The organism is Lachnoanaerobaculum sp. MSX33, from assembly GCF_000512995.1.
Taxonomy (GTDB): Bacteria; Bacillota; Clostridia; order Lachnospirales; family Lachnospiraceae; genus Lachnoanaerobaculum.
Genome location: NZ_AZXX01000086.1, coordinates 19,588 through 36,337, shown reverse-complemented (window position 1 = coordinate 36,337; position 16,750 = coordinate 19,588). Strand labels below are relative to the sequence as shown.

Here is a 16,750-nt window from a genome sequence, read left to right as displayed (position 1 = left end):
TGAGTGATTAGGTTGGTAGAGTTTTGTTGGTTCTATGTCAAGATTTAGTACAAATTAAAATGAAAATCGAGTTTACCCGATGACGATCCTGTCTATACCATAAAAAAAGTTATGGAGGATTTAAATTTTTCCGGACTGTTAGCCAATTGTTCGGACAAGGGAAGAACAGGGTACAACCCGATCATGATGTACGCAGTTATTACTTATGCAAATATGCGAGGAATACGTTCCATCGATCGCATTGTAGATTTATGTGAACGAGATATCGCTTTTATCCTGCTTACTGGGGGCAAAAAGCTTAAAAGAGATGCTTTCTATGAATTTAAAGGCAAGAAACTTACCTTAGACATTCTTGACGAATTAAACTATCAGTTTATGAGACGTTTACAAAAAGAAGGGCTTGTAACATTAAAAGAATTGTTTATTGATGGAACAAAAATAGAAGCTAATGCTAATCGTTATACTTTTGTATGGCGTGGAAGTATTAATTATCATCCGGCAGGTCTTCTGGATTCTATCGATAAGCTTTATTCAGACTATAACTCTTTTTTACAAGATAATGGTTTTGGGGAGAAGTACGGGCTTGGAAATGCACAGATGTTTGTGATTGACGGAATTGATAAAGTCATAGATGCTATTCTCTTGAACTGCTTAAACTTCAGAAAAACCTTATGGCTATTGCTTACGGAGAAGGCATTGTCTTTGTTAACGGAAAGGGCAAGAGAAAGCTACAACTTCAACAACTATATGAAGAACTTGAACATTGTGGACAGCGATTAATGAACTATAAAGAATGCTTTGAGATTATGGGAAAAGATAGAAACAGCTATTCCAAAACTGATTTGGAAGCAACCTTTATGCGAATGAAGGAAGATCATATGTTGAACGGACAGCTAAAGCCGGTATACAATGTACAGATAGCGGTAGAGAATTATTTTATTGTACATAGTTATGTAAGTAATGATCGTACAGATTATAATACATTAATTCCAGTTTCCCCAAAGCATAAGGAAGCATTTGGAGAAGTACTTGAAGAAGTGACGGCAGACAGCGGCTATTGTAGTGAGAAAAATCTCTTATATCTAAAAGAAAATAAGATAGATAGTTATATAAAACTACAGGATCATGAAAAACGAAAAACCAGAGCATACAGTAAAGATATAGGCAAATACTACAACATGAGGACAATGGTATTTGAGGATGAGCAAGTCTATATCTGTCATGACGGCCGTGAACTGAGACATATCAACACAGAAAAGAAAGAACAGAACGGTTATACACAAACATATGAAGTATATGGATGTTCAGACTGTAGTGGATGTGAACATAAGTCTAAATGTTTATACAAGTATAATCCTGATAAAGATATTGATAAGAACAAAGTAATGAAGATTAATGACACTTTAACGATCATACTTTAGATAAGGTTTATAAAGAATTTATGCTTTTTGCAATAGGAAGAAATATAAATAAATATCATCGTTTTCTCTATGCCAAACTAAAGAAATTTGAAGGAAAACTACAGGAGAAAACAGCATAGTAAAAAATGCAAAAGCAAAATATATACCAAGGGGATTTTATGCCAAAAAATAGACAGCATTATAGAAAAATAAAATATCCTGACAAAGTTACAAAGCAAAAACGCCTTGTATTTGTCAGGATATTTTTATTTAGTTCTGCGGGAAGTAGAAATGCTTATTTCCCGACAGCCCCTTTTTTATTGTGCGATGACAACTATTGAAAAATGATGAAGAATTATGGACGGAACAGTCATTCATCAAAATTGACACTATATGTACACCACGGTATTATGTTAAGACAAAGAGAATACTATCCACTTGTGGGATAATAAGGATTTTGTAGCTTGTGTACAAAGCCGGGATTGGATTGATGAGTATGAACCGGCTATAGAAGCTAAAATAGATGTTAATTCTCAATAATATACTTGTTTGAACTTTCCAAATGTTGTATACTATTTCTACAAAAACATAGCTTGGTAGGAGGTTTATATGCCTGTAGTAGAGAGTCTGATTTGCAAAGAGGCGGATGGTAAACTTAGTTTTGGAAATTATATTCTTGGTACAAAGTCAAAGGTAGAAGATTTTGCACATGAGGGGGACGTATATAAGGTAAAGACATTTAAGGAGATAACAAAGCTTGAAAGAAATTCGGCTTTTGTGTATGAATCGGTTCCGGGTAGTACAGTAATGGAATTTGAAACCACCCCAAATATAACTTCTTTTGATATATACGGTTTTGGGGATACTCAAATAACTATCGGCTTGGAAGAAGATACGGAATATGAGGTTTATGTCGATGATGTAAGTATCGGAGGCATGAAGACCAATCTATCAGGTAAGCTTATATTTAGTGTTGAGCTAAGTGAGAACGGATCAAAGGTTTTAATCAAAAAAAGATAGTTGCATGGGCATATCGGTAAGCCGGATATGCCCATTTTAAATAGAAAGGTTTTTATGGCAAAAGCAAAAACCAGTGCATTCTTTTGTAAGGAATGCGGATATGAGTCACCGAAGTGGTTGGGACAATGCCATATGTGTAAGGCATGGAACAGTCTTGTGGAAGAGCCCGTAGCAAAGACAAAGACGGTAAGCAGAGGAATATCTGCAAATACATATAAAAAGCCTGCTAAGCTGTCTGAAATACAGCTGGAAGATGAGGACAGATTTAAGACAGGTTTTGAGGAACTTGACAGAGTACTTGGCGGTGGAGTGGTAAGAGGTTCACTTGTTTTGGTGGGTGGAGATCCGGGAATTGGAAAGTCCACATTATTGCTTCAGGTTTGTAAGAACATATCGAATGATAACAGAACTGTGCTTTATATCTCAGGTGAGGAGAGTTTAAAGCAGATAAAGATGAGAGCAAAGAGAGTGGGAGAAATCACAGATAATTTAAGTTTTCTGTGTGAGACCAATCTCAATATTATAAAAGAAACCGTGCTGAGTGAAAAGCCGGATGTGGTAGTCATAGACTCTATACAGACTATGTTTAATGAAGAGGTTGCGTCGGCTCCGGGAAGTGTAAGTCAGGTAAGAGAATCCACAAATCTTTTAATGCAGGTGGCAAAGGAAAATAATATAGCTATATTTATAGTCGGACATGTAACAAAAGAAGGACAGGTTGCAGGTCCGAGAGTGCTTGAGCATATGGTAGATACGGTACTATATTTTGAAGGTGACAGATTTGCTTCATATAGAATACTGCGTGCTGTCAAGAACAGATTCGGTTCTACAAATGAGATAGGTGTATTTGAAATGCAGCAGGTGGGACTTATAGAAGTGAAAAATCCTTCCGAGTTTATGCTATCCGGCAGACCGCAGAATGCTACAGGAGCGGCCGTAGCATGTTTGATGGAGGGGACAAGACCGATACTGGTTGAAGTACAGGCTTTGGTGGTTCCTACAGCATTCGGACTTCCGAGGAGAACTTCCACAGGAACGGATGTAAACAGAATAAATCTTTTGATGGCGGTTATAGAAAAAAGATGTGCACTTGCAATGAGCAGATATGATGCATATATAAATATAGCCGGTGGACTTAGAATAAATGAGCCTGCACTGGATTTGTCAATTATCATGTCGCTTATCTCAAGCATGAAAAACAGGACAATAGATGAAAAGACGGTAATATTCGGAGAGGTGGGACTCTCAGGCGAGGTAAGAGCTGTAAGTATGCCTGAGATCAGAATCAGAGAGGCTATGAAGCTTGGATTTGAGGTATGTATTTTACCCATGGTATGCCTTGAGAAGATTTCTTTTAAAGGGAATATGAAGCTTATAGGGGTAAGAAATATAAATGAAGCGGTCTCACTTTTAAGTTGACAGATATAAAAGGAAAGAGAGAAAAATGGACGAGAAAACAAATGTAATGAGACTTTTGGATCAGAAAAAGATAAAGTATAATCATTATTCATATATAGATACGCCGGCTACAAACGGTGTAGAGGTGGCAAATCTCTTGGGACAGGATGAGAGAAAGGTTTTTAAGACTTTGGTAACTGTAGGAAAGAGTAAGGCAAACTATGTGTTTGTAATACCGGTGGCAGAGGAGCTTAACTTAAAAGAGGCGGCAAAAGCGGTGGGTGAAAAGTCTATAGAAATGCTGAAGTCAAAGGATTTATTGCCGCTTACAGGATATATACATGGAGGCTGTTCTCCGATAGGTATGAAAAAGAGATTTACTACTGTAATTGATTCCACAGCTTTGAATTATGAAAATATTATATTCAGTGCAGGCAAAATCGGTTATCAGGTGGAGATGGATCCAAAAGAAATTGAAAAATTTGTGCCTGTAAGTTTTGCCGCATTGACATAGGTTAAAGCTATGATTAATGTCGGTGTGTTGGCACATGTAGATGCCGGGAAAACTACATTGATAGAGGCGATACTCTACAAAACAGGAAAGCTCAGAAAAACAGGAAGAGTGGATTTCGGAGACAGCTTTTTGGATAATGATGAATATGAAAGAAAAAGAGGAATAACTATATTTTCAAAGCTTGCAAGGACAAGTATAGATGATATAGAAATAAATATAATTGACACTCCGGGACATGTAGATTTCAGTGCGGAAATGGAAAGAACCATTTCCGTACTTGATATTGCAGTTCTCGTAATCAGCGGAAGTGAAGGTGTACAATCACATTCACATACTCTTTTCAGATTATTAAGAGAAGCAAATATACCTACTGTAATATTTGTAAATAAAATAGACAGTGATAAGTTTGACAAGGACAAAGTATTGGAGGGGCTTAAAAAAGCTCTTTCAAAAAATATAGTGGACTTTTCAAATGAAAATAAGATGCTTTTAGAAGAGGTTGCAGCCTGTGATGAAGCTCTTATAGAAAAGTTTATTGAAGGGGAAGATATAACAAAATCCGATATAAGCTATTGTATAGAGAATTCAAAGGTATTTCCTACTATATTCGGTTCAGGATTAAAACTTATTAATATAGAAGGAATACTTGAACTTATAAAAGAGTATATACATGAAAAGACTTATCCTGATGAACTATCAGGAATAGTATACAAGATAAAATATGATGAAAACGGAAACAGACTTTCCTTTATAAAGCTTCTTGGTGGAAGCCTGAAGGTAAAGGATACACTCTTTGATGAAAAGATAAATCAGATAAGAGCTTATGACGGTGAAAAATACATAGCTGTAGAAAATGCCTTTGCAGGTGATATTATAGCGGTAACAGGACTGTCAAAAGTTCATGCAGGTGATACATTCGGAGATATAAAAAGGCCTGTACAAAAGCTTTTACCGGTACTCAGTTACAATATGGTATTCCCAGACGATATAAGCATAAATCAAATATACCCTAAGCTTTTGCAGATATTTGACGAGATACCTGAAATAAAAATGGAGTATGATGAAGAACTTGCTAAAATCAAGGTAAGCTTAATGGGTGAAGTTCAGATAGATCTTATAAAAAATCTTGTAGGTGAGAGACTCGGGTTAAACTGCGATTTTATAGACGGCGGTATTATTTATAAGGAAACTATAGCAGGATATATCGAGGGTGTAGGGCATTTTGAGCCTTTAAGACATTATGCCGAAGTGCATATGCTTATCAGTGAAGGCGAGAGAGGAAGCGGCATAGTATTTGTAAATGAGGTGTCGGATGATGAGCTTCCAAAGAATTATCAGAGTCAGGTAAGAAATATTGTTGAGACTTCAAAATTCAGAGGAGTGCTGACAGGCAGTGAGCTTACCGATGTGGTGCTTACTCTGGTAGCAGGCAGAGCGCATGAAAAGCATACCGAGGGAGGAGATTTTCTTGAGGCGGTAAACAGAGCTGTAAGACATGGATTGATGTATGCAAAATCTGTCTTACTGGAACCTTACTATGACTTTGAGATAAATATACCCATGAATTCTCTTGGCAGACTGTTAAATGATTTAAACAATATGAATGCCGAAGATATAAGCTATGAGGGGGGTGAGACTCTTAGAGTTACGGGATATGCACCTACCGTCAATATACAAAACTATGGAAGTACGCTTTTATCATATACCAAGGGACTTGGACATATAGGATTCAGTCTTAAAGGATTTTTACCATGCCATAATGCGGATGAGATTATAGAAAAAAGCTCATATATGTCGGAATATGATACAAAGAACACTCCGGATTCCGTATTTTGTTCTCATGGCGAGAGTTTTATAGTGCCGTGGAATGAAGTATTTAACTATATGCATTTACCTTTAAAGAAGTTTGAGCTTGTAAAAGAAGAGGAGAAGATAGAGACTGTCAGATCCACCTATGACGCTTCAAAAGCCGACAGTGAAGAGCTTATGGCCATATTTGAAAGGACCTATGGTAAAGTCACTCCAAGGATAGGAGACCGGGATGCTCCTGTAAAGAGAACACCTGAAAAAGAATATGTTTATAAAGAAAGGGTAAAGAAGAAACATTATCTGTTGGTTGACGGATATAATATTATCTTTGCCTCAAAGTCTTTAAATGAACTTGCACAGATAAATATTGATGCGGCAAGAGACAGGCTTGTTGAACTTCTTATAGATTATAAGGCGTATAAAGATTATGAGATTATTGTTGTATTTGATGCTTACAGACTGGTAAATCATCCTACGGAAGTAAAGAATTTCTCGGGTGTGTATGTGGTATATACAAAGACTGCGGAAACAGCAGATCAGTATATAGAAAAGACAACACATGAAATGATAAAAAGATATGATGTCACCGTAGCAACATCAGATGGTATTGAGCAGATTATTATAAGAGGTAAGGGGGCAATACTTATCTCTGCAAGGGAGTTTTTAAAGGATCTTGAGGATACCAAAGAGGCTTTCAGAAAAGAACATATAGAAAAGACTTCAGTTACAAACAGATTGTTTGATTCTTTAGAAGGAGAGTTAAAAGAAAAAATAGAAAATATCAGACTTGGTAAAAAAGAAGAGCCCTAGCAAATGCCGGGGCTCTTTCTTTTAATTGGATTCAAATATTTGAATAAAGAATCAGGTATGACAGCTGCCTGAGCAACCGCCACATCCTCCACCACAAGAGGACTTCCCGTTTTTCTTATCTTTATAAATAGATCTTACAATAAGACCCACTACGCCGACCAATACAGCTGAAATAACAACTGTTGCTGCCATAATTATCTCCTTTCTTTAATGAAACGGTTTATGCGTAAGCTTTAGTTTTTTTCTTCATAAGGCTTGCGTACAAGACCGTAAATAATAGCTGCGATTCCGATAAATCCGAATATTGTACCGACACCGAACTTACCTGTAAGGATAAGTGAACCTATCTGATATATAATCATAGCTACTATATATGCAAAAATACATTGATATCCTACAGCAGTCCAGAACCACTTTATACTGCTCATCTCTCTTCTGATAGCACTCATCGCTGCAATACAAGGAGCACACAGAAGGTTGAATACGAGGTATGAGTAAGCTGATAGAGGTGTGTAGTCGGCACGTAAAAGCTGCCAGATACCCTCACCGGTATCCGCATTGAAATTGGAAACATGGTATAGAATACCGAATGTACCTACGACATTCTCTTTTGCCATAAGTCCTGTGATGGCTGCAACTGCAGGCTTCCATGTACCCCAACCGAGAGGAGCAAAAATCCAAGCAAATGTGTTTCCGATATTTGCAAGAAGAGAAGTATCCATCTGATCTTCAGCAAGATATGAGAATGAACCGTCTACAAATCCGAAATAGCTAAGGAACCATATAAGGATAGTTGCAAGTGTAATAACTGTACCTGCCTTCTTTACGAAGCTCCAACCTCTTTCAGCCATTGATCTGATGATTGAACCTGCTGTAGGAAGGTGATATGCAGGAAGCTCTATAACGAACGGTGAAGGATCGCCTGAGAATAGTTTTGTCTTCTTAAGCATGATACCTGAGATGACAATAGCGGCAATACCTACAAAGTAAGCTGATGAAGCAACCCACGCGTCATTATCAAACAATGCACCTGATATAAGTGCTATAACAGGAAGTTTTGCAGAACATGGAATAAATGTGGTTGTAATAACCGTCATTCTTCTGTCATGCTCACTCTCAATAGTTCTTGAAGCCATAATTCCCGGAACACCGCAACCTGTACCTATAAGGATTGGAATAAAGCTCTTACCTGAAAGTCCGAATCTTCTAAAAACTCTGTCCATAACGAATGCAATTCTCGCCATATATCCACAGCCCTCTAAGAAAGCGAGGAAGAAGAAGAGTGTAAGCATCTGAGGAAGGAATCCGATTACGGCACCTACACCGGCAATAATACCGTTTACAATAAGACCGACAAGCCACTCTGCAACGCCGGCAGATTCAAGGAAACCTTGAACACCCGGCTGAATAATTTCTGCGAACAAAACATCATTTACCCAGTCGGTCATTCCTGTACCTACAGTGGTAATAGAAATATAATAAACGGCAAACATGATAGCTGCGAATATCGGAAGACCCAAAATTCTGTTTGTAACTATCTTGTCAATCTTATCTGAAATACTTACATAGTCTTTATTTTTAACCTTATAAAAACTTGCAATAACTGTTGAGATATAATTGTATCTCTCGGATGTGATAATACTTTCAGATTCATCATCCATAGCATCTTCACATTTTGTTATAATCTTTTCAATATCGGCAAGTGTACTTTCTGAAAGATTTAACTGCTCAATAGCCTTATCATCTCTTTGGAACAACTTAACACCGTACCATCTTCTTTGAAGCTCAGGTACGCTGCTTGGAAGAAGAGCGATGATATCTTTAACGGCTTCTTCTACATTCTTGTCAAACTCATGTTTTTCCTTTGGAAGAGTGTGGCTCTTTGCTATCTCGATAGCCTTTTCTGCAGCCTCCATAACACCTGTACCCTTAAGTGCGGATATTTCCACAACAGGACATCCAAGTTTTTCACTCATTTTATCAAGGTCAAGCTTGTTTCCGCTCTTTTCAAGTACATCGAGCATGTTTACCGCGATAACAACAGGGACACCTAACTCTGTAACCTGTGAAGTAAGATATAAGTTTCTCTCAAGGTTTGTACCGTCGATGATATTAAGTATCGCATCAGGCTTTTCATTGAGAACATAGTTTCTTGCTACAACTTCCTCCAATGTATATGGAGAGAGAGAATAAACACCCGGAAGGTCTGTAATAATAACATCTGTATGTCCTTTAAGTTTTCCTTCCTTCTTTTCAACTGTAACACCGGGCCAGTTTCCAACTGTCTGGTTTGAACCTGTCAAGGCATTAAATAAAGTAGTTTTACCGGTATTTGGGTTTCCGGTAAGCGCAATTCTGATTGCCATATTAGCTCCTTATCTTTTTATTTCAATATTTTCCGCATCTGCTTTTCTGATAGAAAGCTCGTATCCTCTAACAGTAACCTCAATAGGGTCACCAAGAGGCGCTACCTTACGTACATGAATAGTTGTACCCTTTGTTACACCCATATCCATGATTCTTCTTTTTACAGGACCTTCGCCATGAACTCTGGCAACAGTAACAGTCTCACCGATTTTTACATCTCTTAAAGTATCCATTCCATTCTCCTTTCCGCATTATAATAAGTGATTTCTGAAAACATACAATGGAAATTCCATTGGCGAATGTAGATAAATGCTTACATTCTACTTCTTAAAATTGTTTGGGCTACTTAGATCATAATCTTTGAGGCTAATTCCTTGCTGATTGCTACTCTTGAATCCTTGATATTAACAATCAAGTTTCCGGCCATAGCATTAACAACGGTTATTTTGCCGTCAACAACAAATCCGAGAGTTGCCAAAAAAGTTTTATCTTTTTCACGACCGCCGATTTGCTTTATTGTGTATTCTTCACCTAAGTTAGCCATAAGTAATGGCATCATAACTCCTCCTTTTCATGAAACATGTCAAATACATTCTATAGGTTAGCATACACTAACATTAAATGCAAGATTTTTTTAAGAAAAAGTTAGAGCTTACTTACTGAATTTACTGATTATCAGTAAAAACTAACTAAAAAGTATTAAAAAAAATACAATATTCACGAGTAAAAGGCCTATTTTGGAGCAAATTTTCTATTTACAAGGATTTAAGTTTATGATATATTATTACCGTAATAAATTTTATAAAATATAATTGTTAAAATTAGTTGACGCTAACTTAAGGAGGTTAATATGTTTTTACTTAATGGTTTTGGATGGAAGAAGTTCGGTTTATTTGCAGCAGGTACACTTTTCGGTACAGCAGGAATTAAGTTGCTTTCAAGCAAGGATGCTAAGAAAGCTTATGCACAGGGAACAGCGGCAGTACTTCGTATGAAGGAGTGTGTAATGGATACAGTTTCATGTGTACAGGAGAATGCAAGTGATATTTTAGCAGAAGCTAAGGATATCAACGAGGAGCGTGCAGCAAAGGAAGCTGAAGGAAACATCGAAGAGTAATTTCTCTTATCAGTAATATATAGTTTTTAGTATAAGGAAGAGTCTGACTCTTCCTTAAGTTATAAAAAGATGTAGAGGGATAAAAAGTGAATTGTAAAATTTTACACGAGTCAAAAAGAAGAATGCGTGTGCGCATGGCTCAAAAAAGAATGTCGGTAAAAGAAGCTGATATGCTTCAATATTATTTGGAAGGCTTTGAATTTATCAGAAAAGCCGTTGTATATGAAAGAACCTGCGATGTCGCTATTTATTATAAGGAAAATAAAAGAGACGCAGTTATAAATAAACTTAAGAAATTTGATTATAATAATACAGCCTTGCTTGAGAGTATGCCAAGTACTTCAGGCAGACAGATAACAAGAGATTTTCAGGAGAAGATGGTGGGAATGCTCATGTTCACAGGCGTGAGAAAAATGTTCTTCCCAAACATCATCAATAATATTTATACAATTGTTAAGGCTGTTCCATATATTTATAAAGGCCTTAAATGTTTGTTTAAGTTAAAATTTGAGGTTGATTTGCTTGATGCATTGTCTATAGGAATATCTATTGCACAGGGCAATTTCTCAACAGCCGGATCACTTATGCTTTTGCTTGGTGTAGGTAATGAGCTTGAAGATTGGACACATAAGAAGTCTGTAGACGATCTTGCAAGAAGTATGTCATTAAATGTAGATAAGGTATGGCTTGTAACAGATGACGGTGAAGTTTCCGTTCCTATTTCACAGATTCAATCAGGTGATACCATCAGAGTTCATACAGGAAATATAGTGCCTGTTGACGGAGAGATGGTAAGTGGAGAGGCTATGTTAAATCAGGCATCTCTTACAGGTGAATCCGTACCGGTAGAAAAGAGAGCCGGATCAAGAGTATATGCAGGAACTGTTGTAGAAGAGGGAGAATGTCTCTTAAAGGTGGCCGCAACTACAGGACAGAGCAGATACGATAAGATTGTATCAATGATTGAGGAGAGCGAAAAGCTTAAATCAAATACCGAAAATATGGCAAACAGACTTGCAGACAGACTTGTACCATATTCATTGCTTGCAACAGGACTTACATATCTGTTCACAAGAAATGTAACAAGAGCATTGTCTGTTCTTATGGTGGATTTCTCATGTGCATTGAAGCTTTCTATGCCTCTTGCAGTACTTTCGGCAATGAGAGAGGCCGGAAATGACAAGATTACCGTAAAGGGCGGAAAGTTTATGGAGGCAATTGCCAATGCAGATACTATAGTATTTGATAAGACAGGTACACTTACATATGCATGCCCTAAGGTACAAAGAATTATCGGCATTGACGGAGATGATGAGAATCAGCTCTTAAAGATTGCCGCATGCCTTGAGGAGCATTATCCTCACTCAATAGCAAATGCTGTAGTAAAAGAGGCTAAAGACAGAAAGATTCGTCATAAAGAGATGCATTCCGAGGTGCAGTATGTAGTTGCACACGGTATTGCAAGTAAAATAGAAGGTGACAAGGTTGTAATAGGAAGCTATCATTTTGTAATTGAAGATGAGAAGGCACAGCTTAGTGAAGATGCAAAGAAGAAGCTTGCAGAGCTTGACCACAGATATTCGCATCTGTTTATGGCTATTGCAGGAAGACTTGCAGCCATTATTGAGATTGCAGATCCTCTAAGAGCCGAAGCAAAGGATGTTTTAAAGAAATTAAAGGCTCTTGGAATCAAAAAGACAGTTATGATGACAGGAGATAATATCCATACGGCCGAAGCTATTGCAAAAGAGGTAGGAGTAGATAAATTCTACGCTGAAGTATTGCCTGAGGATAAGGCAAGCTACGTGGAAAAAGAAAAGGCAAAGGGAAGAACCGTAATAATGATCGGTGACGGTATAAACGATTCACCTGCATTATCGGCTGCAGACTGCGGTATTGCCATAAGTGAAGGTGCCGCAATTGCCAGAGAGATAGCGGATGTATGTATATCTGCCGATGATTTAAACGATCTTGTAAGATTAAAAGAACTTTCAAATAAGCTTACAAGAAGAGTTCGCTCAAACTTCAGATTTATTATGGGATTTAACGGTTCATTAATAGGTCTGGGCATTTTGGGAATACTTGCTCCGGGAACATCATCACTGCTTCACAATTTGTCAACTGTAGGTATATCACTTTCAAGTATGACAAATCTTTTACCGGAGAATTAATAAAAACCAAATTTAATATATTCGGACATCTTTTGATGTCCGATTTTTACAAAGATAACCAAAAGAGTCGCAAGCATTTGATAATTGCGACATCTTTAGGTATAATATCAGCATAAACAGTAAGCAGGAATTTATTAAAGAAGGAGGTAATTATGGTTATACAGGAAGCTGCCGAGATGTATCTGGAGACAATACTCAGTTTAAAGAAAAAGACGGGAGTTGTAAGGGCAGTTGACATTGCAAGAGAAATGGGATATTCAAAGCCGACTATAAGTGAGCAGATGAAAAAGTTCAGAGAAAACGGCTATGTTGAAGTTGACAATGAAGGACATATCACATTGACTGAAAAGGGCTTGGAGATTGCTGAATCTACACTTGAAAGACATATCACATTAGGTGAAATTTTACAAAAGATGGGTGTAAGCAAGGAAACAGCGATAGAAGATGCCTGCAGAATAGAACACTATATCAGTGAAGAGACATTTGAATGTTTTAAGGAATATTTTAAGAATAAATAGTCTAAAGAAAAAGCCTATGGATCCGTGACGGATTTATGGGCTTTTGTCAAAAAAATATCTAAATGTATTTTATCAGATACTTTATTGAAAAATATTTATTTACACTGTAAACTTAACCCGATTTATATTAAGTTAGTTGGAAGTAAGAGGTAAAATATGGGATTACATATAGTAAATGAGGCCAATAAATGTCTGCAATGTAAAAAACCGCTTTGCAGCAGTCATTGTCCTATAACAACATCAATACCGCAGGTTATATCACTTTTTAAAGAAGGAAAGATAATGGAGGCCGGAGAAATTCTCTTTGATAACAATCCTTTATCTTTGGTTTGCTCAATAGTTTGTGACCATGAAGCTCAATGCCTCGGTAATTGTATAATGAACAGAAAAAACAATCCGGTAAGATTTTGTGATATAGAAAAGTTTATATCGGACTTTTATCTGGACAGAATGGAATTTGTTAAAAAGCCGAGAAAGAATGTGATGGTCGCAGTCATAGGCGGAGGTCCTGCAGGTATGACTGTAGCGATTAAGATGATAAAAGAAGGCTATGATGTAACTATTTTTGATGAAAAGAATACAATAGGCGGAGTGCTTCAGTACGGCATTCCTGATTTCAGATTGCCGAAGTCTTTAATGCAAAGATACTATGACAAGATGGAAAAAATGGGAATAAAGATAAGAAACAATACCGCAGTTGGCGGAGCTTTGGAGATAAAGGATCTTTTCAGAGACGGTTACAAGGCAGTATTTGTAGGTACCGGAGTGTGGAGAGCAAAGACTTTGGGTATTGCAGGTGAGAGTATGCCGAATGTACATTTCAGTGTAGACTACTTGGCAAATCCTGACGGACATAAGCTTGGAGACAGTGTTGCGATAATCGGTATGGGAAATGCCGCAATGGATGTGGCAAGAACGGCACTTAGAAGAGGTTCAAGAACGGTAAAGCTCTATGCCAGAAGTAAAAGAGTTGCAGCAAACTCCGTAGAGGTCGAGGCGGCCAAATATGAAGGAGCCGAGTTTATATTCGGTAAGGCTATTGAAGCCATTACATATGACGGTCCTGTATTTAAGACTGCAATATTTGATGAAGAAGATAATGTTATCGACTATGAAAAAGAACTCGACTATGTAGATGCAGATTCTACAATCATATCTGTAAGTAACGGACCTAAGAATAAACTTGTTCTTACAACAGACGGACTTAGAGCATCGGATAAGGGGCTTTTGATAGTTGATGAAAACTGCATGACAACGGTTGAAGGTGTTTTTGCGGCAGGTGATGTGGTTCACGGCTCAAAAACAGTAGTTGATGCAGTCGCTCAGGCAAAGGTTGCCGTAGAAGGTATGCTCAATTATTTGGAAAATTTATAAATAAAATACACTGAGACCTTGACAAAGGTAAAATCAAGTAATATTATATTGTGCATAAACGAAGAAGAGAAAAGTAGCATATGTGGAAATTACAGAGAGAGTTGGAGGCTGAGAGCAACTTATGGAAGTATATGTGAAGACCGTCTCGGAGTGGCTTTAATACAGCACGTTGATTACGTTATAATCAAATGAGGGATATATTTATATATCTGAATTAAGGTGGAACCGCGTCAATCGCCCTTAAACGAAAGTTTAGGGGCGATTTTTTATTATTGGAAATGGAGGAAATATGAAGATAACATTAAAAGACGGCTCAGTAAAAGAATATGAGAGCAAAAAAAGTATTATTGATATTGCTAAGGACATCAGTGAGGGTTTGGCAAGAAATGTTGTTGCCGGTGAAGTAAACGGTGTTATGCATGATTTAAGAGATGAAATTGAGAGTGATTGTGAGCTCAATCTTATTACATTAAAGGATAGGGAGGCACTCTCCGTTATAAGACATTCAGCATCGCATGTACTTGCTGAAGCTGTAAAAAGAGTTTTCCCGGATGCCAAGCTTGCTATCGGACCAAGCATTGCGGAAGGATTTTACTATGATTTTGACCATGAGCCTTTCTCAAGAGAAGATCTTGACAAGCTTGAGGCTGAAATGAAGAAGGTTATAAAAGAAGGTGCTCATATAGAGAAATTTGAGCTTCCAAGAGAAGAAGCCATCAAGTTTATGGAAGAAAGACAAGAGCCATATAAGGTAGAACTTATAAAAGATTTGCCTGAGGGTGAGAAGATATCTTTCTATAAGCAGGGAGATTTCACAGATCTTTGTGCAGGACCTCATCTTCAAAGAACAAAGGATATAAAGGCTTTTAAACTTATATCATCATCAATGGCATATTGGAGAGGTGATTCAAACAAGGCAAAGCTTCAAAGAATATACGGTACAGCCTATAATTCAAAAGAGGAGCTTGAGGCACATTTAAAGCATCTTGAAGATATTAAGCTTAGAGATCATAACAAGCTTGGAAGAGAAATGGAACTCTTTACAACTGTAGATGTAGTGGGTCAAGGACTTCCTCTTATGTTACCGAAGGGTACAAAGATGATTCAGAAACTACAAAGATGGATTGAGGATCTTGAGGACAATGAGTGGGGCTATGTAAGAACAAAGACTCCGCTTATGGCAAAGTCGGATCTTTATAAGATTTCAGGACACTGGGATCACTATCAGGACGGTATGTTTATTTTGGGAGATCCTCAGCATGACGGAGAGATTCTTGCACTAAGACCGATGACATGTCCGTTCCAGTATTATGTATACAAGAATACTCAAAAGTCATACAGAGATCTTCCATATCGTATGGGTGAGACTTCAACACTTTTCAGAAATGAAGATTCGGGAGAGATGCACGGACTTACAAGAGTAAGACAGTTTACTATTTCCGAAGGCCATAATGTAATAAGACCGGATCAGGCTGAAGAAGAGCTTCAAAGCTGTCTTAACCTTGCAATATATGTACTTGAAACACTGGGTCTTAGAGATGATGTAACATTCAGACTTTCAAAGTGGGATAAGGATAATAAGGAAAAATACCTTGGAGATGAGGCATATTGGGAAGGTACACAGGCGGCACTTAGAAATATACTGGTAGAAAAGGGACTTCCTTTTACAGAGGCTGACGGTGAGGCCGCATTCTACGGTCCTAAGATTGATATTCAGGCAAAGAATGTTTACGGCAAAGAGGATACAATGATTACAATCCAGCTTGATGCCGCTATTGCAGAAAACTTCGACCTTTATTATATCGATCAAAACGGTGCAAAGGTAAGACCTTATATTGTACACAGAACATCTCTTGGATGCTATGAGAGAACACTTGCATGGCTTATAGAAAAATATGCAGGAAAGTTCCCTACATGGTTATGCCCTGAGCAGGTAAGAATTCTTCCTATATCAGACAAGTATGCAGACTATGCAAACTCCGTTTTAAAAGAACTTAAGAAAAACGGTGTGGACGCTACTGTTGATACAAGAACGGAGAAGATAGGATTTAAGATAAGAGATGCCAGACTTTCAAGACTTCCATATATGCTTGTAGTAGGAGAGAAGGAAGAAGCTGAAGGAAGCGTATCTGTAAGAAGCAGATTTGCAGGAGATGAGGGAAGCAAAAAACTTTCAGATTTTGTCGATATGATCTGCAAAGAGATAAGAACAAAAGAAATCAGAAAAGAAGAAGTAACTGAATAAAATGTGA

13 protein-coding genes, 1 pseudogene and 1 other annotated feature are annotated in these 16,750 nt (G+C 37.5%); of the genes and pseudogenes, 10 read left to right on the top strand and 4 right to left on the bottom strand.

Annotation, left to right across the window (positions count from 1 at the left end; translation table 11 throughout):
- Window positions 1–72 precede the first annotated feature (72 nt).
- The 5 genes and pseudogenes from HMPREF1495_RS14355 to HMPREF1495_RS10175 all read left to right on the top strand — a co-directional run.
- Window positions 73–1,540: pseudogene (locus HMPREF1495_RS14355) on the top strand (transposase); the annotation flags it as partial.
- A 469-nt stretch (window positions 1,541–2,009) separates the two neighbouring features.
- Window positions 2,010–2,420 (top strand): hypothetical protein, encoded by a 411-nt coding sequence (locus tag HMPREF1495_RS10190; protein WP_007591309.1) that lies wholly within the window; start codon window positions 2,010–2,012, stop codon window positions 2,418–2,420.
- A 54-nt stretch (window positions 2,421–2,474) separates the two neighbouring features.
- Window positions 2,475–3,839: a DNA repair protein RadA gene (radA, locus tag HMPREF1495_RS10185; protein WP_034214695.1), complete on the top strand. Its 1,365-nt coding sequence runs from the start codon at window positions 2,475–2,477 to the stop codon at window positions 3,837–3,839.
- A 25-nt stretch (window positions 3,840–3,864) separates the two neighbouring features.
- The gene (gene ybaK, locus HMPREF1495_RS10180; protein ID WP_034214457.1) at window positions 3,865–4,332 is read left to right on the top strand and encodes a Cys-tRNA(Pro) deacylase; all 468 of its coding nucleotides are present in this window, start codon (window positions 3,865–3,867) and stop codon (window positions 4,330–4,332) included.
- Between the two features lie 9 nt (window positions 4,333–4,341).
- Window positions 4,342–6,951 (top strand): translation factor GTPase family protein, encoded by a 2,610-nt coding sequence (locus HMPREF1495_RS10175; protein ID WP_034214455.1) that lies wholly within the window; start codon window positions 4,342–4,344, stop codon window positions 6,949–6,951.
- A 51-nt stretch (window positions 6,952–7,002) separates the two neighbouring features.
- Here the strand turns inward: HMPREF1495_RS10175 and HMPREF1495_RS10170 are convergent, their stop codons facing one another.
- The 4 genes from HMPREF1495_RS10170 to HMPREF1495_RS10155 form a co-directional block, all read right to left on the bottom strand.
- Window positions 7,003–7,143 carry a FeoB-associated Cys-rich membrane protein gene (locus tag HMPREF1495_RS10170; protein WP_007591313.1) on the bottom strand — a complete coding sequence of 47 codons (141 nt, stop codon included), beginning with the start codon at window positions 7,141–7,143 and terminating at the stop codon, window positions 7,003–7,005.
- Between the two features lie 41 nt (window positions 7,144–7,184).
- A complete protein-coding gene (gene feoB, locus HMPREF1495_RS10165; RefSeq protein ID WP_034214452.1) occupies window positions 7,185–9,317 on the bottom strand; it encodes a ferrous iron transport protein B in 2,133 nt (710 codons plus the stop codon).
- Window positions 9,318–9,326: 9 nt separating this feature from the next.
- Window positions 9,327–9,551, bottom strand: a complete 225-nt coding sequence (locus HMPREF1495_RS10160; protein ID WP_007591316.1) for a FeoA family protein — start codon at window positions 9,549–9,551, stop codon at window positions 9,327–9,329.
- Window positions 9,552–9,664: 113 nt separating this feature from the next.
- A complete protein-coding gene (locus tag HMPREF1495_RS10155) occupies window positions 9,665–9,877 on the bottom strand; it encodes a FeoA family protein (protein ID WP_007591319.1) in 213 nt (70 codons plus the stop codon).
- A 291-nt stretch (window positions 9,878–10,168) separates the two neighbouring features.
- Here HMPREF1495_RS10155 and HMPREF1495_RS10150 point away from each other — a divergent pair, with 291 nt between their 5' ends.
- From HMPREF1495_RS10150 to thrS, 5 genes are all read left to right on the top strand, one after another.
- Window positions 10,169–10,435 carry a DUF6110 family protein gene (locus HMPREF1495_RS10150; protein ID WP_007591321.1) on the top strand — a complete coding sequence of 89 codons (267 nt, stop codon included), beginning with the start codon at window positions 10,169–10,171 and terminating at the stop codon, window positions 10,433–10,435.
- A 134-nt stretch (window positions 10,436–10,569) separates the two neighbouring features.
- A complete protein-coding gene (locus HMPREF1495_RS10145) occupies window positions 10,570–12,606 on the top strand; it encodes a heavy metal translocating P-type ATPase (RefSeq protein ID WP_051007193.1) in 2,037 nt (678 codons plus the stop codon).
- Between the two features lie 152 nt (window positions 12,607–12,758).
- Window positions 12,759–13,124, top strand: coding sequence for a metal-dependent transcriptional regulator (locus HMPREF1495_RS10140; RefSeq protein WP_007591325.1), 366 nt, complete (start codon window positions 12,759–12,761; stop codon window positions 13,122–13,124).
- A 156-nt stretch (window positions 13,125–13,280) separates the two neighbouring features.
- Window positions 13,281–14,498, top strand: a complete 1,218-nt coding sequence (locus tag HMPREF1495_RS10135; protein ID WP_034214449.1) for an FAD-dependent oxidoreductase — start codon at window positions 13,281–13,283, stop codon at window positions 14,496–14,498.
- Window positions 14,499–14,550: 52 nt separating this feature from the next.
- Window positions 14,551–14,743, top strand: a binding site (T-box leader).
- Between the two features lie 44 nt (window positions 14,744–14,787).
- Window positions 14,788–16,743 carry a threonine--tRNA ligase gene (thrS, locus tag HMPREF1495_RS10130; RefSeq protein ID WP_034214447.1) on the top strand — a complete coding sequence of 652 codons (1,956 nt, stop codon included), beginning with the start codon at window positions 14,788–14,790 and terminating at the stop codon, window positions 16,741–16,743.
- Window positions 16,744–16,750 lie beyond the last annotated feature (7 nt).